Below are 17,900 nucleotides of genomic sequence, written 5' to 3' on the forward strand. Positions count from 1 at the left end.
ATTACCTGAAAAGCGCAGGTGGATCATTAGCATTTATGAAAACTTATTATCAAAAGTTTCGTCACCAGTCATCTATCGATGCTTGTTAGGTTAACAGCACTTAAATAATAACACTGCTAGCTGCGCATGTCGGGTATTTCTATGTGATAAGTTAACCCTTTATCTATTTCACTTTGGGCGGTAATAGTACCGTTTAAGGTGTCTTTTACTAGGTTGTGAATAATATGCGTGCCTAAACCAGAGCCGTCTTCGCCCGGCTTAGTCGTATAAAATGCGTCAAATAACTTATCCATGCCTTGCGGGCTTACGCCATGGCCGTTATCAGCATAGTGAATAATAAGTTTTTCGTCTTGGTGCTTTACGTCAATGGTTATCTCACCGCGATTAATTTGCTCAAAGCCATGAATGATAGAGTTCATTATCATATTAATGATTATTTGTGCTATGGCGCCCGGGTGACTATACACTTCAATTGATTTGTCACAGGTCACTTTTATGCTGTGATTGGTTTTTCTTAACTTAGGGTGAATAGACTGTATTATTTCATCAAGATAGCTGGCAACATTAATGGTACGAACTTTGTCACTGGCCTGGTCTATTGCAATATGTTTATAACTATTAAGTAGCTCTGACGCTCTGTATAGGTTGTTGGTTAACAACTCAGTGCTTTGTTTGGCATTTTCAATAAAGTTTTCTATGCCTCTTTTGGTTATTTTTTTCTGATCAAGGCTTTGTTGTAACTGGTTTATTTGTTCAAGTAAATAAGAGGATGAAGTGATACTTATGCTAAGAGGGGTGGCTAGTTCATGAGATACTTCCGCAGAAATTTGCCCTAGTGACGCCAGCTTCTCTGTTTCTAGTAACCGCTCTTTTGCTTTATTTAATTCAGTAATAGAGCGAATTAAATCTTTATTGGTTGTGGTAAGGGTTTGCTCAGTTTTACGGTGGCGAGCATTCTCTGCTTGCAAACTTTGTTTTTGTTCTAAGAGTTCTTTTTGTTGAACCTCCATTTCCAGCATGGTGCTGCTTAACGAGGAGGTTTTACTGGCAACTTCTTGCTCAAGTAATAAATTGTTTTCATCAAGTTGATCTCTGGCTTTGTCGGTTTCTTGTTTTGAGAGCGCCAACTTTTCTTTAAACTCAACCAATTCACTGATTAAGTTGTTATAGGCGTCTTCGAGAATATTCAGCTCGTTTTTTTCGTAGTTGACAGAATGTAGCTTAGAAGCCTCGGGATCATCTAAATCAAAGCTTCTAATTTGTAAGGTGAGTTCATTTAGCGGTGTGGTTAAAAGCTTATTAAAAGCGAGGGTAAATAAAAACACTAAAAAAGCGGTTTTCACTAAGGCATTGCCAATAAGAAAATAGATACCCACCTTGATCCGGCTAAAAATAACGGCATCGCTTGATAATAGTGTAACGCGTCCGACAGAAGTGGTGCGCCCCGAAAACTCAAACACAAGTGGAAATGAGTGACCAAATAAACCTTCTGATATCGAGCTAATACCCTCAGAGCCATTTAAGGAAACTTTTTCAATATTGACTTTTTCGGGGGATATTACCTCGCCTAACTGCGCAATAATTTTATTTGACTCGTCAGTTACCGTAATACCTTTGATCATCGGAAACGCGACAAGCCCCTCAGAAATATCAATAGCTTGCTGAGTATTTAACTCCCATACCGCGCGCGTTAAACTACCGCTAATCGTTTTTTCTAAGGTCAGTAGTTCACTATTAATATGGTTTTTTGTGTTGAAATACTCAGCAACAATTTGAATACCGGTTACGGTAACCGTTAAGATAAAATAAAAAGATAATACTCGAGTGAGCAGTTTACGAGAGAGGCTTTTTATTTTCATATAAATTAACTTTGTTAATATTCACAGTAGTATTCTTATGACTTTAGCTAATTTTATCAAAAGATTACAATGTTTTTACAATAAAATAGCAAAATAAGGTGAGTAAGTGACCATTCATAAAGTTTTGCACTTTAAATGGTGCTAGGTTGCTGTAATTAAGCTGCTTGTCCTCTTATACTGTCATATATATGTAATAATAGCGTTAACACAGACGAAAAATTCCCAGGTAGCTACATTCGCTTGAGTAAATTAACGCACTGCAATGATTTCTATTGTATGAAACACATTAAAAATAGAAAGCTATTTTAATGATAAGAGGCACAAAAAATGAAACGAGTAAAAAGTACACTGGCACTAGCACTGTCTTCAGTGATAGCCCTACCGACATTCGCGGCAAATATTGATATTTATGGGCGAGCAAATGTCTCATTACAATCTTCTGATGATGGCTATGGTAGTTATACTGAAATGAACAGTAATGCATCACGCATTGGCTTTAAAGGAACAGAAAAAGTGAATGACTTCTTTGAAGTGGTTTACCAAGCTGAATTTCAAGTCGATATAGATGGTGATGCTGACGATGCCTTTACTGCGCGTAATCAATATATTGGTTTAAAAGGCGTTTTTGGTGAGGTTTTATTAGGGAAAAACGACTCCATATTAAAACAATCACAAGGTAAAGTAGATTTGTTTAATGATTTAAATGGTGATATTAGCTACCTTTGGGTCGGTGAAAACCGTGTCAGTGACAGTGTGACCTACAAATCCCCTACATTAAATGGTTTTCACTTAGGCGCTACTTATATTGCTGATGGTAAAGAAGCATTTTCACTGGCAGCTTTTTATGGTGATAAAAACCTTAAAACATCCACCTTCTATGCTGCACTTGCTTATGACGCTGAAGTCATAGGTAAGTCAAAAGACGGCATAGCAAGTGATCAAAACGGCGAGGCAGAAAAATATAACACCATCAGAGCAACGGTGCAGGGCAAATTGGCGGATGTTACGCTTGGCTTGGTGCTACAAAATCAAGAAAGTGTGGCGAGCGGTGCTGAAATGGACGGTATTTTGCTGTCGGCTAAATACCCACTTGGTGCTGCAACCATAAAAGGGCAATATCAAATGGCCGACCACAAAGGGGGAAGTAAGCATGCTGGTATTTCAGCCGGTCTAGATTATAAGTTAGCAGCAAGCACTAAACTCTATGCTTTTTATACCACCTTTGACCTTAAAGCGAAAAATACAGATGCCGACTATTTAGGGGTGGGTATTCAGTATGAATTTTAACACCAGTCATTAACGTGAGATAAAAGTTATTCACGGTGTTTAACAGCAGCCCTGCCATATAAAACGTTAATTATCAGCGGTTAATTAATTTTGTCGCGTGGCGGGCTGTCACAAAAGTGTCATCTTTGTTCTGCATAATAGCGACATTGAAAATTACTGGAAGTAAGGGATAAGTATGAGTGGTTATATTTTAGTCGTTGAAGATGAGGCACCTATCAGAGAAATGATCACTTTTGTTTTAGAACAAAATGGTTTTAACGCGGTAGAAGCGGTTGACATAAAAGAAGCAAAGGAAAAAATTGTAGAGCCTTATCCTGACTTGATCTTGTTAGACTGGATGTTACCCGGCGGCACAGGCGTGAAGTTAGCGAAGGAGTTAAAGCAAGGAGAATATAGCCGTAATATTCCTATTATTATGCTTACCGCACGTGCTGATGAAGACGATAAAGTAAGAGGGCTAGATGCCGGCGTTGATGACTATGTCACGAAACCTTTTTCACCTAAAGAATTAATTGCTCGTATTAAAGCGGTAATTCGCCGAGTGTCACCCACCTTATTAGCCGAAAAAGTAGAGTTTCATGGCTTAAAGCTTGATCCTGTTTCTCATCATGTCACGATTGATGAAGTTGCATTAGATCTTGGCCCAACCGAGTTTCGTTTATTGCACTTTTTTATGACACACACAGAGCGTGTTTATTCAAGGGAGCAATTACTGGATAACGTTTGGGGCACTAATGTCTATGTTGAAGACAGAACCGTTGACGTGCATATTCGTCGACTAAGAAAAGCTATTTCAGGCTCAGGCCATGAAGACTTTATTCAAACGGTACGCGGGGCAGGTTACCGTTTTTCTGGTAAAACCACACAAAAGGTAAAAAATTAAAAACTAAACCAGTGGCGAATACCGCTGGTTTTATTAAACGCTAAAGACAAAGCTAATAACAGCATTTGCTTCACCTATTAAAGCAAACACAGTGGCACTATTGGCAATTGTTTGCCTTATGTTAAGTGTTAAACTCTGGCAATATCTACCATCAAATCGTCGGCAATATGCTCTAGAGCGCTAACTAATGAGTCTATTTTAGCGTCCTGTATTGCAACTTGTGCCTTAGCATTAAACATTAACTGCCCCGTATGCGGGGCGCTTACTTGTGCGCTCACCAGCTTAATTAAGTTGCCTTCTTGTTGGTGAATAACCGATGAAATTTCTTGCACTATACCAACTCTGTCATTCGCGGTGAGTTCAAGTATTAAGTTTGAGCTTGCCTTTTCTGAGCTTGCCTTGGCTATTTCTACTTGGCAGCTTAAGCCGTCAATATGGCTAAGGGCATGCACCAGTGCTTGGGTATTTTCTTTACTAACGGCCACCTCAATAACACCAGCAAAAAAACCAGACAAATGATGTAAGCTACTGACTTGCCAGTTTCCTTCGTGCTGATTAATCACATCAGATAAAGAGTCTACTATGCCTGTTTTGTCGGCACCAATGCATGAGATTACAATATGGTTCATCAGAAATCCTTAAGGGGTAAAACCTGTTTAAATTAATTTTCTAGCATAGCGTTTGTTTCATGGTAAACCACCAAGGGGTTTGTCACGGCGCTTTTATTCGGGTCAGTTGCTTTATTTCTTTATGCAGTTGCTGGTTATCGCCTAAGTTCAACTCAATTAAACGGCGTAACAAGGTTACACTGTCAATGTCTATCGCATTGCATTGTAAGCCTATCTCATTACCTTGCTCATGCACTACAGCAATGTCCATGGTAACTTGTAATTCGTTATCAGATAAGAAAAATATCAACGAACCTAACTTACCTTGTAGGCCTTGCTCAGCATTTATTAGGCTGACTAAAGCACCATTAAGCGAAATATCATGAATAGATACCGGATAGATCTCACCCTCAATATTAAGCTCAGCTGTGATTGAAAATAATATACGGGTAAATTGTCGTCTATCGTTCATCTAAGTATGTCGTCGTTGTTTAAATTATAGTTTTAGCATAACTGCCTTTTAAAAAAAAGGCACTTAAAAATTAAGTGCCTAGTGTTTCTTTAACCTATTTTTTTGTATTTAATGCGACGAGGTTCAATGGCTGCAGCACCTAAAGTTTTTTTCAACCATGCTTCATAGTCACTAAAGTTACCTTCAAAGAAGTTTATTTCACCTTCATCACGGTAATCTAAAATATGGGTGGCTATTCTGTCTAAAAACCAGCGGTCATGTGAAATAACCATAGCACAGCCAGGGAACTCTAAAATGGCTTCTTCAAGCGCGCGCAGAGTTTCAACGTCTAAATCATTGGTTGGCTCATCTAATAATAATAAATTACCGCCAGTTTTCACTAACTTGGCTAAATGAACGCGATTACGCTCACCACCTGATAAGTCTTTAATTAACTTTTGTTGGTCATTACCTTTAAAGTTAAAGCGCGAACAATAGGCGCGGCTAGGTATTTCGTAAGTGCCAATTTGTAAAATATCATGTCCTTCTGATATTTCTTGGTAAACCGTATTGTTTTCGTCCATGTCATCACGAAATTGGTCAACGCTGGCCAGTTTAACCGTGTCACCAATGTCAATGGTGCCAGAGTCTTGTTGCTCTGTACCTGTCATCATTTTGAACAAGGTTGATTTACCTGCACCATTAGCGCCAATAATGCCAACAATAGCGCCCTTAGGAATGCTAAAGCTTAAGTCATCAATTAATACACGGCCATCGAACGACTTACGTAAATTGTGTACATCAAGTACTTTATCGCCTAAACGTGGCCCTGGTGGAATATAAAGTTCGTTAGTTTCATTACGTTTTTGGCTTTCTTGGCTACTAAGCTCTTCAAAGCGGGCCATACGTGCTTTACTTTTAGCTTGGCGCGCTTTTGGATTTGAGCGTACCCACTCTAGTTCTTGTTTAATGGTTTTTTGTAGTGCGTTTTCCGTCTTGCCTTCTTGAGCTAAACGGGCATCTTTTTGCTCAAGCCATGACGAATAATTACCTTCCCATGGAATCCCTTCGCCGCGGTCAAGCTCTAAAATCCAACCAGCCACATTGTCAAGGAAATACCTGTCATGGGTGATCGCAACAACCGTACCAGGGTAGTCATGCAAGAAACGCTCTAACCAAGCGACAGACTCAGCATCTAAGTGGTTGGTCGGTTCATCTAGCAGCAGCATGTCGGGCTTTTGTAATAATAAATGACATAACGCTACGCGGCGGCGTTCACCACCACTAAGCACCGCTATTTTTTGCTCCCAAGGGGGTAAACGCAAAGCGTCGGCGGCACGCTCTAACACATTATCAATATTATGGCCGTCTTGGGTGTTAATAATGTCTTCTAATTGGCCCTGCTCTTTGGCAAGGGCGTCAAAGTCAGCACCTTCTTCAGCATACTCATTGTATACTTCATCTAAGCGCTTTAGTGCGTTTTTAACCGTAGCAACGGCTTCTTCAACAACTTCACGTACGGTTTTGTTTTCATCTAACTGTGGCTCTTGCGGTAAATAACCAATTTTTGTTCCCGCTAGTGCGCCAGCTTCACCTTCAAACTCTGTGTCTATGCCCGCCATAATACGTAGCAAGGTAGACTTACCAGAGCCATTTAAACCGAGCACGCCAATTTTAGCCCCAGGGAAAAATGACAGTGAAATATTCTTTAAAATAGTACGCTTAGGAGGAACCACTTTACTTACGCGGTTCATTGAAAATATAAATTTATCTGGTAATGCCATGAGAATCCAAAAAGGTCGATGAATTAATTAACGTCATTTTAAGTAACTCGCCACATCTTAGCAAGGGGAAGAGACTTTGCTTTAGTATTGAACAATCGGTTAGCGTAAATTAATTAGCTAACCGAGCATTTAGGGGGAGTTTGAGTGGCGTTTACTGACGTTTAATTTGATGTGACAAGGACGTAAGTATATTTATCACCTCAACACTGGCGCTTTCCATTACCGCTAAGTCTTTAACAGCTTGTGCCATATTACCTGATTTTATTGCTGCTAATGCACTTAACCCGTAGTCATGCACTTGGGCATGGGGTTTATCCAGTTGTTTAAAGGCGCTATAGTCAGCATACTTTTCGGCGCCTTCGCCATTAAAATACCATTGCCCTAAGCGGCAGTCGCGATGGCTGGCAAAATCATCTGCGCCTTTATCAGACAGACCTAGCATAGTTTGGTAAATTTCTAGCTTCCAAACCACATGATCCATTTTAACGGTTTGTATAAAAGCGTCAGCCGTTGAATGCGTAATAACCGAATACATATTCTTAGAGAGATCGACAATATTATTGGCCGTAGCTTCTATGGTGACAGTACTGTCACTAATGTCACTACTTTTTGTGCCAACACCATGAATATCTTCAATCACTTGTTCCATTTGTTGGTTTACTTGTTCAATCAGGTTTGAAATTTCATTAGACGCTTCTGCCGAGCGCTGTGCTAAGGTTCTTACTTCATCGGCAACAACGGCAAAACCTCTCCCTTGCTCACCGGCTCTTGCTGCCTCAATCGCAGCATTTAAAGCAAGTAAGTTGGTTTGATCAGAAATACCTTTAATAATATTAACAAAATCATTAATACCCGCAGTGGCCGATTTTAAGTTATCAACCGAGGTTGAGGCGCTTTGGCTATCACTGTTAATTTGGCTAGTATTGGTGCTGGTGGTCGACAACATAGCGAGAATGTCGTTGAACAAGTTTTGAGATGATTGAAATTCATCGCGGTGCTCCACCAGTTCGCTAGCGGTTGCAGCAAGTTCTTGGCGAACATTATCGACTAACTCAGCCGAGCCTAACCACAAGGCGTTTATTTCTTCTTGGTGGCGATAACGTTCGGTATTACTGGCCATGTCTTGCACTAACTGTTGGTTTTCAAGGTGAGCGTTATCGGCTGCCGCTTGTAATAACGTAATTTGTTCTTTCAACTTTGCATTTTCTTGCTGCAACGCACTATAAGCAGCTTTACTGGGTAATCCGAACATTGACTATCATCCCTTTGTTATAATTTTTTTATACTACAATAATGAACAATTTACCGCTAATTGTGTAAAGGTGCAATAATTTCATCGCCATTTGTTAAGCCTGAAATAACAGTTACAGTGTTATTAGGTAGCATTTTACCTAATTGCACAAAACGGCGTTCAATTGTGTCATGACGCTTTAGCCAAATAAAGGTTAATTGGCCAACGCGAGCCACCTTATCAGCCGGAATAATAATACGGGTTTGCTCGCCTGCAGGTATTAATATGCGTGCATACATGCCAGGTAATAAGCTTTCATTGGTGGTAATTCTTGCCTTAATCAAGAAGGTGCGCGAACCGGTATTAGCCGCCGGAACAATTTCTTCAATTTGGCCAACAATGGTTTTATTCATGCTGGGTAATTCAATATCAATTTTTTGGCCAACGGTGAGTGTCAGCGCTAATTGCTCTCGCACTTGTGCTTCTACTTGTAACAGTAACGGGTTATACAAGGATAATAACTTAGCACCTGCTTGTGCCGTGTCGCCAGGTTGTGCAAAGCGGTCAACAATTAAACCACTAATGGGCGCGGTTAATGTGGCATAACTTAGCGCTGTTTCTGCTTGAGATAGCCGTTGTTTAGCAGCGGTTAATTCAGCAAGTATACTTTGATAAACCGCCGTAGCCTGGTCAAAGTCCACGGTTGAAATCAATTGTTTTGCCAGTAGTTCTTTGGTGCGCTTAAAATTTTGTTTCGCTTCTTGGTAACGCGCCTGTAAGGCAATAACATTTTGCTTAGCTTGTAATACTTGTGATGTTAACTCCTCGCTCTCCAGTGCTATTAATTTGTCACCCTGGGTTACTTTGTCGCCGGCATTTACTTCAATGGTCTTAATTCTGGCAAGTAAACGAGAAGATATAATAGTGGTTTGTTTAGCGGCAATACTTGCAGCAACAGGCTCAAATATAGCGCTAGGCTTTGCGACAACATGATAAATATCACTGGTTTTAACGCTTGTTGCACTTGCCGTATTGTTTAAGCCAGGTGCTACTTTTTCATCAAATGAGCCCGCTAGCCAAGCCACCATGATTAATAAAATAGCTATCGCGACAATCGGCAGTAGCACTTTGTTTAACGTGCTTGCTTGTAGTTTTGTTTGTCTGTTTTGTTGAGTCATGATTTTTCCTGTGCTAAGGCATTGTTTGGCTTTGCTGGCGTTTGCTTATTTACTGGCGTTTGCTGATTTTCTTGGTCAAATATCAGTAAGTAAACAATAGGGACAACCAGTAAGGTAAAAATAGTCGACGAAATAATGCCAAAAATAATGGCAAGCGCTAAGCCGCTAAAAACCGGATCTAACGTAATAATTAAATTGCCGAGCAAGGTTGTACCCGCGGTCAGTAATACTGGGCGCATGCGTACTGAACCCGCTTGAATAAGTGCTTCTTTGATGGGTTCGCCGTTGTCACGTGCTTGTGTGATAAACTCTATTAAAATTAACGAGTTCCTCACTACTATGCCGGCCAGCGCTATCATGCCTATCATGGCGGTCGCGGTAAATAACACAGGCTCAGGCGCACCCGCTATAGTGCGCTCACCAAATTGATTTAGCATAAAAAAGCCAGGCATAATGCCAATAACCGTTAACGGAATCGCAGACATTATAATACCGGATAACGCCGCTGATCCCGTTTGTATCCGTAGCACAAAAAAGATAGCTGTTAAGGCAAAAGCAAAAGCAATCCCCATATCACGAAACACTCTTACGGTAATGCGCCATTCACCTTCGCCCCCCCAAGATAAGTTGATATTGCTCGGTAAATACCAGGTATTACCACCACCGCTGGATAAAAATGTGCGGCTTTGCCAATGACTGTCTTGGCTTGCTAACGGCGTATGCTCTTCGTCTTTAAGCTTACTGTCACTGTTGCCATAGCGTAAATCACTATGAATATCGGCAATGATCGCTGCTGGCGTTCTACCAGAAATATCTGCGGTAACATAAACAACGGGCTTTAAGTCTTTATGAAAAATGGCTTGGTCGCTAGTGTGCTGCTCAAATTGCCCTAACTCACCCAAAGCTACTAGTGGTTGAGGAGCCATGTCAATCCCTTGAGGGCTTGTTGTTTGTACTATGCCGGCTTGCCCCTTAATGGTTAACCGGTACAAATCAGCTAAACTTTCGCGCTGTGCTATGGGCAATTTCACCTTAATAGCCAAGGGCGATGCTTCATGGTTTGTGTATAAATAACCCGCTACTTGGCCACTATTGGCGACCGTCAATGCTTGGTTAACGTCTTGTGTTGAAATACCCGACAATGCCGCTTTGGTTTTGTCTGTAATAAAGCGCAAACTTGTTTGGTTACCGCCAACGGTAGAGTCAACCTCAACGACATGGGCTTCTTGCTTTAATCTTTGTTCAACTAGGCTAGCCGCTTGTTGTAACTCACTGTACTGGGTAAATTCGTCGCCATACAGTTCGGCTACTAAGGTACTTAATACTGGCGGCCCTGGTGGCACTTCTACCACTTTTATTTTAATACCATCAGCAGCAAGGCTGGTGTCAGTTAAAGACTTTAACTGCGCCCTTAAGCGTAGCACAACCGCATGTGATTGATGCTCGCGTTGTAATTTATCAAGTAACACTATACGTAAATCAGCCATATGGGGTGCTTGGCGCTGATAGTATTGCCGTACCATGCCGTTAAAGTCTATGGGAGACGAGGTACCCACATAAGCGGCAATCGCTTTCACCTCTGGTAACGCTTGAACTTGAGTCGATACGCGTTTAGCTATTGCTGCTGTTTGCTCTAATGTGGCACTTTCTGGCATATCAATAATAATTTGCACTTCATTTTTATTGTCAAAAGGAAGCAGCTTTAACGGCACTAAACGTATAACGGGTAATAAAGCCGCTAAAATAAATAGCACTAATACCAGCCATAAAACTAACTTGCCTTTTTTTCTACTGTCTAATAATGGTGTTAGAACCCGGCGATAAAACTGGCCAAAACCTTGGTTGGGGTTATGCTGCGTTGCGCTATCAGTTGCCGCTTTAGGTTTAATAAATTTTGCGGCTAACCAGGGCGTAACTAAAAAGGCCACTAGGGTAGAGCTGATCACACTTAACGGCACATTAAACGCCATCGGCGCCATGTAAGGGCCCATCATGCCAGTAATAAATGCTAAAGGCACAAAAGCCAGCACTATGGTCACGGTTGACATTAACAGTGGCACACGTATTTCGTTAATAGCGCCGACAATTTTATCTTGTAAAGTGCCGCCTTGTGTTTTTAAGTAACGCGCAATGTTGTCAACGCCAGTAATGGGGTCGTCAACCAGTAGGCCCAGTGACAAGATCAAAGCAAAAAGCGTTACCCGGTTAATTGTGTAACCAAACAGTAAATCTAACGCTAAGGTAATGCCGTAACAAATAGGCACGGCTAAACCTACAACCACGGCTGAACGCCAGCCTAAAAATACGGCAATAAAAACAACAACAGTAAATACAGCAAAGGCTAAGCTTGTGGTAAGGTCATTCACTTTTTCATTGGCAGTTTCGCCATAATCACGCAATACTTCCACATGCACCTTGTCTGGAAAAATAGACTGCTGCAGTTGATGAATTTTATCGTGTACCTGCTGCGCGACAGTAACAGCGTTACTACCACGTTGTTTGGCAACACTAATAGTAACAACAGGGTGGTCGCTCTGGCTTTTATAACGTTCGCTTTGGTAACCATTAGCAAAGTCTATCCAAGTGTAGTTACTTTGTTCGCTGGGGCCGTCAATAATGGTCGCAATGTCTTTTAATAAAACCACACTGCCATCAACAACACTTACTGGTGTTTGTTGTAAAGCGTTTATGTCTCTAAAAACATCACCGCTTTCTAGCCGAAAAGATTGCTGCGCTAAGGTTATATTGCCTTGGTATTGCAAAGCATTTGAAGACTGAATGGCGTTAAATACGTCCTTAATGGCAATTTTTCTGGCCGTCATCTGTTCAGGATTTATATTAACTTGAATTTCTCTGGCACGGCCGCCAACCACATTCACTTCACTGGTGTTGTCGATTGCTTGTAAAAAAGTGGCGACTTCTTCGGCTAACCGACGTAAGTGATAATCATCTACTGTGCTGCTGTCACTACTCCACAAACCCAGCATAACAATGGGTACTTCGTCGACTTCAATGGGTTTTACCTGCCAGTTACTGACAATAGCGGGAATTTTATCAGTATTTGAGTGTAGTTTATTATAGGTATTAAGTAATGCTTGTTCACGGTTTTGCCCCACATGAAACCGCAAAGTGACCACTGCTTGGCTATTATGGCTAACCGAATAAACATGCTCAACCCCATTGACCTGCGCTAATAACTTCTCTAACGGCGTGGTCACTAAGCGTTCAACTTGCTGCACATCAACCCCAGGAGCACTAACCATCACGTCAACCATAGGCACCACTATTTGGGGCTCTTCCTCGCGAGGCGTGTATTTCAGCGCCATAAGCCCAGCAACCATAGAAAGTATCAGTATGATAAAAGGCATCTTACTGTGTAACACTGTGCTCAGTAATTTAGCGGTAAAGTTAGTCGGCATTTGCATATTGGTTGAGTGTCCGTTATCTGTTCAGTTATCAGTTTAGTAAAGGGTTTAGTTAGTTGTCTTCACAAAATTGTTGCTGAAGTACTGCTAATAAATGCTTAATTTTTTGGTCAGCAATACGGTAATAAATCGTTTGTGACTCACGCCTGGTAGTGACTATTTCACTTTCTCTTAATTTTGCTAAATGTTGTGACAATGCCGACTGTGACAGGTCAATTTGTTCATTTAGCTCACCCACCGTAAGCTCTCCATTAGCAAGGCAACAAAGCACCATCAGCCGATAAGGGTTAGACAGTTGTTTTAAAATACTGGCCACAAGTTGGGCGCTTTCAAGTAATTTTGTTTGGTCAGTTATCATATTGAGTCGAGTTTATTGCGAGTAAATTTCCTTAAGTCTACTATTGTACTTTACTTTAGTAAAGGCTAATATAAAATATATAAGCAATTGGTAATTTAGTTTGTGCTAAATTAATAGTTGCTTAACAAGTGCTGTTGGTTACCCTTTACTTAACGACACTTAACCCATTAAATAGATTATTAGGAGAACAACATGACAGTAAATGAAGCACTGCGTTTAGTGGCCGGTACCATGATTTTGGTTTCACTATTATTAACCCAGTTCCACTCGCCAAATTGGGTATGGTTTACTGCTTTTATCGGTGTTAACTTGTTACAGTCATCGTTTAGTCAATGGTGTTTAATGATGACCATTTTGAAAAAATTAGGGTTAAAAGACTCTAATGCCCAATGCCGTTAACCATTACTAAAAATTTACCTATTTCATTGAAGCAAGGAACAAATATGTTAAAAACAATCCCAGAAGTGATGGCTCAGGCCTTTTTGTCGCTTAATACAATTAGCGCTGCCGAGGCGGCAACTAAACGTCAGCAAACTAACGGTATTTTAATTGATGTGAGAGAGCCCGCTGAGTTCGCTGCACAGTCAGGTGCGGGGGCGATTAATATTCCTCGCGGGCTATTAGAAATGAAAATGCTAGAACAGTACCCAGACGAAAACTTAGCCATTTTCATTCATTGCGCTACCGGTGCAAGAGCAGCCTTCGCCGCAGAGCAACTTATTCGTGTTGGCTATAAGCATGTTTGGGTTATTACTTGTGCCCTAGATGACATTTGCGGTGAGTTTAACGCGTGTTAAGCGCTCGGTAGCAAAGCGTAAAGTTATTAAATAAGGGGGAAAGATGAAGCCACTGCAAATAGATTACTACAGTGATATTTTATGTGTTTGGGCCTGGGTTGCTCAGCGCCGTATTGAAGCGTTAAATGACAGCCTAAAAGATCGCATTGACATTCGCTACCATTATTTAGATGTTTTTGGCGATGCGGTTAATAAAATACCGACACAATGGCGTGACAAAGGAGGCTACGAAGGTTTTGCTACGCATGTTATTGAATCGGCGTCGGCCTATGAATATACGCAAATAAACAGTGCAATTTGGTCTACAGTTAGGCCAACCTCATCGGCTAACCCTCATTTAGTGTTAAAAGCGATAGAGCTCAGTTACTCTAGCCAATGCAGTGTTGAACTGGCGCTAAAATTTAGAAAAGCTTTTTTTGTTGATGCACAAGACATTAGTAATATGGATGTTTTATTTGCTTTACTAGCAGAGGCGGGCCTTGACTGTACTCAAGTAAATAAAGCGATTATTAACGGTAGTGCTATGGCTGCTTTAATGCATAATTACCAGCAAGCAAAAAGCTTAGCTTTAAAGGGAAGCCCGTCTTACCTTATTGATAATGGAAGACAAACTTTATATGGCAATGTAGGGTATCGGGTGTTGTTAGCCAACATAGAAGGGGTGTTAACCAAAGCCAGTAATGAAGCCAGCTGGTGTTAAGGTTGTTGAGTAAATAAAGAAATAAAGTTACGAGTCGCGAAGAAAAACCAACCGCCATTCGTAACTTTATTCGAGGTTATTGAGTTACTGCCTTATCAGGCTAATTATACCCAACTTGGTACAGAATCAGCTTGCACTACTTCTTCGTAACTAGGGCGTGCTCTAACAACAGCAAACTCGCTATCTTTTACCATCACCTCAGGTGCTAACATACGGGTGTTATAGGTTGAAGCCATTACCGCACCGTATGCGCCACAACTCATAATCGCAATTAAATCGCCTGATTTTGACTCATGTACTTGGCGTGATTTAGCAAAAGTATCGCCTGTTTCACATACAGGGCCAACAACATCGTAGGTGGCAAGGGCAGTGTTGTTGTTGTTAACCGCTAAAATATCATGGTGCGCTTCGTACATGCTTGGGCGGATCATATCATTCATGCCTGCGTCTAAAATTAAAAACTGGCGTTCTTCACCTTCTTTAACATATACAACGCTCGACACTAAAATGCCGGCATTGCCTAATAAAGAGCGGCCTGGTTCAATCACTATTTTGCAGTTTAAGTGGCCAAGTTGTTTTTTAACTATGGCTGCATATTCCGCTTTGCTTGGAATGACTTCATCGTGGTAAGTAATGCCTAAACCGCCACCAATATCAACCACACTAATGGTATGGCCATCACTGCGTAAATCAACAATTAATTGGCCAATGCGTTTATACGCTTCTTCAAAAGGGGCAAGTTGAGTTAGTTGCGAGCCAATATGTACATCAACACCTTGTACTTTGATGTTCGGTAAGGCTGCAGCTCTTTTATAAGCAATTCGTGCTTTGCTAATGGGGACGCCAAATTTATTTTCAGCCATGCCCGTAGATATTTTAGCATGCGTATTCGCGCACACATCAGGGTTAATGCGAAAAGCAATAGCCGCTTCTTTATTTAAACGTGTAGCGACTTGGCTGATCAGTTCAAGCTCTGGCTCTGACTCAACGTTAAACTGAAAAATGCCTTCGTTTAACGCGTATTCAATTTCAGCTTCCACTTTTGCTACGCCAGAGTAAACAATTTTTTCTGCGGGAATACCCGCCGCTCGTGCACGGTATATTTCACCCATAGACACTACATCAGCGCCTGAGCCTAATTTGGCTAAGGTTGACAACACGGCTTGGTTACCATTCGCCTTAACAGCATAACAAATAAGCGTTTCTTGCTCGTTAACCCGCTCAGGCATCGCGGTCGCAAATGCCTGTTGGTAAGCTTGATAGTTTTGGCAAATAGCTGTGTTTGAATAACAGTAAAAAGGCGTGCCAACCTGTGTTGCTATGTCATTAAGCGAGACTGATTCGGCATGCATTATTCCGTTAATATGGGGAAAGTGTTTTTGTGTAGTCATCTGGTTACCATGAGTAAAGTTGTATAAATAGGGTGTATCTTAAACGGCAGCCGACAACCGGTAAATATCGACGCTTGGTTTATTTTGTATTGCTTGTTAAGCACGCAGGGTTGACAGTGCTTTAAGTAACTGATCTTTTAAATCAGGGTTTAATAAGGTTTGCTTGCTTGAGTCAAAATTTTCGTTAAAACTCGGTATTGATAAACTGGCTTTCACCTCACCAGCAAAAAAAGGCGCAGAGTTTACCGCAGCTTTTAATACAGAGGCAGCGCCACCGGCACCTATTGACGTTGACAATAACACCATAGGTTTGTTTTGGAATACTTTTTGATTAATGCGTGAAGTCCAGTCAAACAAATTTTTATAAGCGGCAGTATACGAGCCATTATGCTCAGCAAAGGCAATGATAATAGCATCAGCAGCACCTATTTTTTCATAAAAGTCTTTCGCCTGTTGCGGCTGACCAAGCACAGCTTCTTTATCTACACTAAATAAAGGCATTTCGTAGTCATTAATGTCTATCACCTCTACTGCTACGTCACCGTTGTTTGCCAATTGTGCCGCGGCATAAGTGGCTAATTGTTTATTGATTGATTTTGAACTGTTGCTAGCGGCAAAGGCTAATAATTTCATTAAGACGTTCCTATTCGATATGTTGCGTAAATGTATTTAACTCACGGCACTTAGTTCCCTGAGCTGCTCACACTGCACCTTAAAAGCGGTTCATGGTAAATTATCTTAGCGTATTTACCTAAGTTCAAGCCTTGCTTTACTGCAGTGAATGGTTAAAACAACAAGGCTCTTACCAAGCATGCTAATATGATTGATAGCCTTGCTCAAAAAAACTTTCAATAATGAGCCTGGCTGATTCAGCATCAATGTTATCTTTTTTTAAATTTTTATATCCACCTCGAGCAAATAATTGTGCTTTGGCATCGGCAGTGGTTAAGCGTTCATCTTGAAACTCAAGCGGGATGCCAAAACGGCCAATGAGGCGCTTACCAAACTTTCTAGCATCTTTGGTGAGTTGTTGCTCGCTACCGTCCATATTTAACGGCAAGCCAACAACGATAAGATCAGGCTGCCATTCAGTTAAAAATGCTGCTAATAGCTCCCAATGTGGAATGCCATCAGTGGCTTTTACTGACCCTAAAGGTGAGGCGCTGCCAGTCATTTCTTGCCCAACAGCAACCCCAATATATTTTTTACCAAAGTCAAAGCCAATAATCGTACGTTGGCCTACTTTATTTGCTATTTTTTTAGCCATTATGCATGACCAACCTCAGAAGATAAATGGGCAACATCAATACCAAGTTTCTGGGTGGCTTTTTGCCAACGCTGTTCAATTGGTGTATTAAATAAAATATCGCTGTCGGCATCAATGGTTAGCCAAGCGTTAGATTGTAATTCTTCCTCTAATTGGCCAGGGCCCCAACCAGCATAACCGAGTGTTACCATAAATTGCTCAGGCGCTTTCTCTGTCCCTAATGCCATTAATATATCTTTTGATGTGGTGATCATAATATCTTTACTTAAGGCTAACGAGCTATTCCAGCCGGGTTGTGTTTTATGCAAAACAAAGCCACGGTTTTGCGAAATAGGCCCGCCTGAAAGAACCAACTGCTCTAAACTGTTATCAAGTAATATATCTTCAGTGAGGGTATAAGCAGGGGCTAAACCCGCTTGATCCAGTGCTTCTTCAGGCGTATTGTCTTTGGCTTTACTCAGCTTACTTTGCGCGCTTTCTTCGCGATCATTCTCTTCAATTTGCTTTAATAAATCATGCAAAGTGATATTCACGGGCATATTAATAATTAACCCCATAGCGCCTTCGTCATTATGCTCACAAATATAGGTAACCGTTTTATTAAAATAGTCATTGGCTAATGATGGCATAGCAATTAAAAACTGGTTCTCTAAGCTTTTCATCTATTTACCTCGATAAGTT

General features: G+C 41.0%; 17 protein-coding genes and 1 pseudogene. 5 read left to right on the forward strand and 13 right to left on the reverse strand.

What is annotated here, in order from left to right:
- Positions 1–116 precede the first annotated feature (116 nt).
- Positions 117–1,859, reverse strand: coding sequence for an ATP-binding protein (locus AC0UA9_RS09035; RefSeq protein WP_475659388.1), 1,743 nt, complete (start codon positions 1,857–1,859; stop codon positions 117–119).
- A gap of 327 nt (positions 1,860–2,186) precedes the next feature.
- On the opposite strand from AC0UA9_RS09035, the gene AC0UA9_RS09040 reads away from it, so the two are divergent.
- Both AC0UA9_RS09040 and phoB read left to right on the forward strand, forming a co-directional pair.
- Positions 2,187–3,146: a porin gene (locus AC0UA9_RS09040; protein ID WP_475659390.1), complete on the forward strand. Its 960-nt coding sequence runs from the start codon at positions 2,187–2,189 to the stop codon at positions 3,144–3,146.
- Positions 3,147–3,321: 175 nt separating this feature from the next.
- The gene (phoB, locus tag AC0UA9_RS09045; protein ID WP_475659393.1) at positions 3,322–4,029 is read left to right on the forward strand and encodes a phosphate regulon transcriptional regulator PhoB; all 708 of its coding nucleotides are present in this window, start codon (positions 3,322–3,324) and stop codon (positions 4,027–4,029) included.
- 128 nt (positions 4,030–4,157) lie between these two features.
- Here phoB and AC0UA9_RS09050 read toward each other — a convergent pair whose 3' ends face one another.
- The 8 genes and pseudogenes from AC0UA9_RS09050 to AC0UA9_RS09085 all read right to left on the reverse strand — a co-directional run bounded on the left by AC0UA9_RS09050 (position 4,158) and on the right by AC0UA9_RS09085 (position 13,064).
- Positions 4,158–4,658, reverse strand: coding sequence for a glycine cleavage system transcriptional repressor (locus tag AC0UA9_RS09050; protein ID WP_475659395.1), 501 nt, complete (start codon positions 4,656–4,658; stop codon positions 4,158–4,160).
- A gap of 82 nt (positions 4,659–4,740) precedes the next feature.
- Positions 4,741–5,109 (reverse strand): PilZ domain-containing protein, encoded by a 369-nt coding sequence (locus tag AC0UA9_RS09055; RefSeq protein ID WP_475659397.1) that lies wholly within the window; start codon positions 5,107–5,109, stop codon positions 4,741–4,743.
- Positions 5,110–5,198: 89 nt separating this feature from the next.
- Complete coding sequence (gene ettA / locus AC0UA9_RS09060; protein ID WP_475659399.1) at positions 5,199–6,872, reverse strand: energy-dependent translational throttle protein EttA; 1,674 nt, start codon at positions 6,870–6,872, stop codon at positions 5,199–5,201.
- 151 nt (positions 6,873–7,023) lie between these two features.
- Entirely contained in the window at positions 7,024–7,407 is a 384-nt protein-coding gene (locus AC0UA9_RS09065) for a CZB domain-containing protein (RefSeq protein WP_475659622.1), read from the reverse strand.
- Positions 7,408–7,452: 45 nt separating this feature from the next.
- Positions 7,453–8,124: pseudogene (locus tag AC0UA9_RS09070) on the reverse strand (methyl-accepting chemotaxis protein); the annotation flags it as partial.
- 56 nt (positions 8,125–8,180) lie between these two features.
- Positions 8,181–9,281, reverse strand: a complete 1,101-nt coding sequence (locus AC0UA9_RS09075; RefSeq protein ID WP_475659403.1) for an efflux RND transporter periplasmic adaptor subunit — start codon at positions 9,279–9,281, stop codon at positions 8,181–8,183.
- Positions 9,278–12,706 carry an efflux RND transporter permease subunit gene (locus AC0UA9_RS09080; protein ID WP_475659406.1) on the reverse strand — a complete coding sequence of 1,143 codons (3,429 nt, stop codon included), beginning with the start codon at positions 12,704–12,706 and terminating at the stop codon, positions 9,278–9,280. The genes AC0UA9_RS09075 and AC0UA9_RS09080 overlap by 4 nt, the downstream gene beginning before the upstream one ends.
- Positions 12,707–12,758: 52 nt before the next feature.
- Positions 12,759–13,064 carry an ArsR/SmtB family transcription factor gene (locus AC0UA9_RS09085; RefSeq protein WP_475659408.1) on the reverse strand — a complete coding sequence of 102 codons (306 nt, stop codon included), beginning with the start codon at positions 13,062–13,064 and terminating at the stop codon, positions 12,759–12,761.
- Between the two features lie 192 nt (positions 13,065–13,256).
- Here AC0UA9_RS09085 and AC0UA9_RS09090 point away from each other — a divergent pair, with 192 nt between their 5' ends.
- Genes AC0UA9_RS09090 through AC0UA9_RS09100 form a run of 3 tightly spaced genes read left to right on the forward strand, consistent with a single transcriptional unit; the run spans position 13,257 to position 14,561 of the window.
- Positions 13,257–13,463 (forward strand): YgaP family membrane protein, encoded by a 207-nt coding sequence (locus tag AC0UA9_RS09090; protein WP_475659410.1) that lies wholly within the window; start codon positions 13,257–13,259, stop codon positions 13,461–13,463.
- A 44-nt stretch (positions 13,464–13,507) separates the two neighbouring features.
- Positions 13,508–13,861, forward strand: a complete 354-nt coding sequence (locus tag AC0UA9_RS09095; protein ID WP_475659412.1) for a rhodanese-like domain-containing protein — start codon at positions 13,508–13,510, stop codon at positions 13,859–13,861.
- A gap of 43 nt (positions 13,862–13,904) precedes the next feature.
- Positions 13,905–14,561 carry a DsbA family oxidoreductase gene (locus tag AC0UA9_RS09100; protein WP_475659414.1) on the forward strand — a complete coding sequence of 219 codons (657 nt, stop codon included), beginning with the start codon at positions 13,905–13,907 and terminating at the stop codon, positions 14,559–14,561.
- Positions 14,562–14,665: 104 nt separating this feature from the next.
- Here the strand turns inward: AC0UA9_RS09100 and lysA are convergent, their stop codons facing one another.
- The 4 genes from lysA to AC0UA9_RS09120 all read right to left on the reverse strand — a co-directional run bounded on the left by lysA (position 14,666) and on the right by AC0UA9_RS09120 (position 17,881).
- The gene (gene lysA / locus AC0UA9_RS09105) at positions 14,666–15,952 is read right to left on the reverse strand and encodes a diaminopimelate decarboxylase (RefSeq protein ID WP_475659416.1); all 1,287 of its coding nucleotides are present in this window, start codon (positions 15,950–15,952) and stop codon (positions 14,666–14,668) included.
- Positions 15,953–16,048: 96 nt separating this feature from the next.
- Positions 16,049–16,585, reverse strand: coding sequence for an NADPH-dependent FMN reductase (locus tag AC0UA9_RS09110; RefSeq protein WP_475659418.1), 537 nt, complete (start codon positions 16,583–16,585; stop codon positions 16,049–16,051).
- Between the two features lie 181 nt (positions 16,586–16,766).
- Positions 16,767–17,219 (reverse strand): Holliday junction resolvase RuvX, encoded by a 453-nt coding sequence (gene ruvX, locus AC0UA9_RS09115; RefSeq protein WP_475659420.1) that lies wholly within the window; start codon positions 17,217–17,219, stop codon positions 16,767–16,769.
- Positions 17,219–17,881: a YqgE/AlgH family protein gene (locus AC0UA9_RS09120; protein ID WP_475659422.1), complete on the reverse strand. Its 663-nt coding sequence runs from the start codon at positions 17,879–17,881 to the stop codon at positions 17,219–17,221. Before AC0UA9_RS09120 ends, ruvX begins: the two co-directional genes overlap by 1 nt.
- Positions 17,882–17,900 lie beyond the last annotated feature (19 nt).

This window comes from Colwellia sp. F1 (assembly GCF_056238625.1).

Bases quoted from the DNA above. Each gene is read 5' to 3' on its own strand.
- ettA (WP_475659399.1), bottom strand. From the start codon at position 6,872: ATGGCATTACCAGATAAATTTATATTTTCAATGAACCGCGTAAGTAAA.
- AC0UA9_RS09090 (WP_475659410.1), top strand. From the start codon at position 13,257: ATGACAGTAAATGAAGCACTGCGTTTAGTGGCCGGTACCATGATTTTG.
- AC0UA9_RS09110 (WP_475659418.1), bottom strand. From the start codon at position 16,585: ATGAAATTATTAGCCTTTGCCGCTAGCAACAGTTCAAAATCAATCAAT.
- lysA (WP_475659416.1), bottom strand. From the start codon at position 15,952: ATGACTACACAAAAACACTTTCCCCATATTAACGGAATAATGCATGCC.
- AC0UA9_RS09080 (WP_475659406.1), bottom strand. From the start codon at position 12,706: ATGCAAATGCCGACTAACTTTACCGCTAAATTACTGAGCACAGTGTTA.
- AC0UA9_RS09040 (WP_475659390.1), top strand. From the start codon at position 2,187: ATGAAACGAGTAAAAAGTACACTGGCACTAGCACTGTCTTCAGTGATA.
- phoB (WP_475659393.1), top strand. From the start codon at position 3,322: ATGAGTGGTTATATTTTAGTCGTTGAAGATGAGGCACCTATCAGAGAA.
- AC0UA9_RS09085 (WP_475659408.1), bottom strand. From the start codon at position 13,064: ATGATAACTGACCAAACAAAATTACTTGAAAGCGCCCAACTTGTGGCC.
- AC0UA9_RS09095 (WP_475659412.1), top strand. From the start codon at position 13,508: ATGTTAAAAACAATCCCAGAAGTGATGGCTCAGGCCTTTTTGTCGCTT.
- AC0UA9_RS09055 (WP_475659397.1), bottom strand. From the start codon at position 5,109: ATGAACGATAGACGACAATTTACCCGTATATTATTTTCAATCACAGCT.
- AC0UA9_RS09065 (WP_475659622.1), bottom strand. From the start codon at position 7,407: ATGTATTCGGTTATTACGCATTCAACGGCTGACGCTTTTATACAAACC.
- AC0UA9_RS09120 (WP_475659422.1), bottom strand. From the start codon at position 17,881: ATGAAAAGCTTAGAGAACCAGTTTTTAATTGCTATGCCATCATTAGCC.
- AC0UA9_RS09050 (WP_475659395.1), bottom strand. From the start codon at position 4,658: ATGAACCATATTGTAATCTCATGCATTGGTGCCGACAAAACAGGCATA.
- ruvX (WP_475659420.1), bottom strand. From the start codon at position 17,219: ATGGCTAAAAAAATAGCAAATAAAGTAGGCCAACGTACGATTATTGGC.
- AC0UA9_RS09035 (WP_475659388.1), bottom strand. From the start codon at position 1,859: ATGAAAATAAAAAGCCTCTCTCGTAAACTGCTCACTCGAGTATTATCT.
- AC0UA9_RS09075 (WP_475659403.1), bottom strand. From the start codon at position 9,281: ATGACTCAACAAAACAGACAAACAAAACTACAAGCAAGCACGTTAAAC.
- AC0UA9_RS09100 (WP_475659414.1), top strand. From the start codon at position 13,905: ATGAAGCCACTGCAAATAGATTACTACAGTGATATTTTATGTGTTTGG.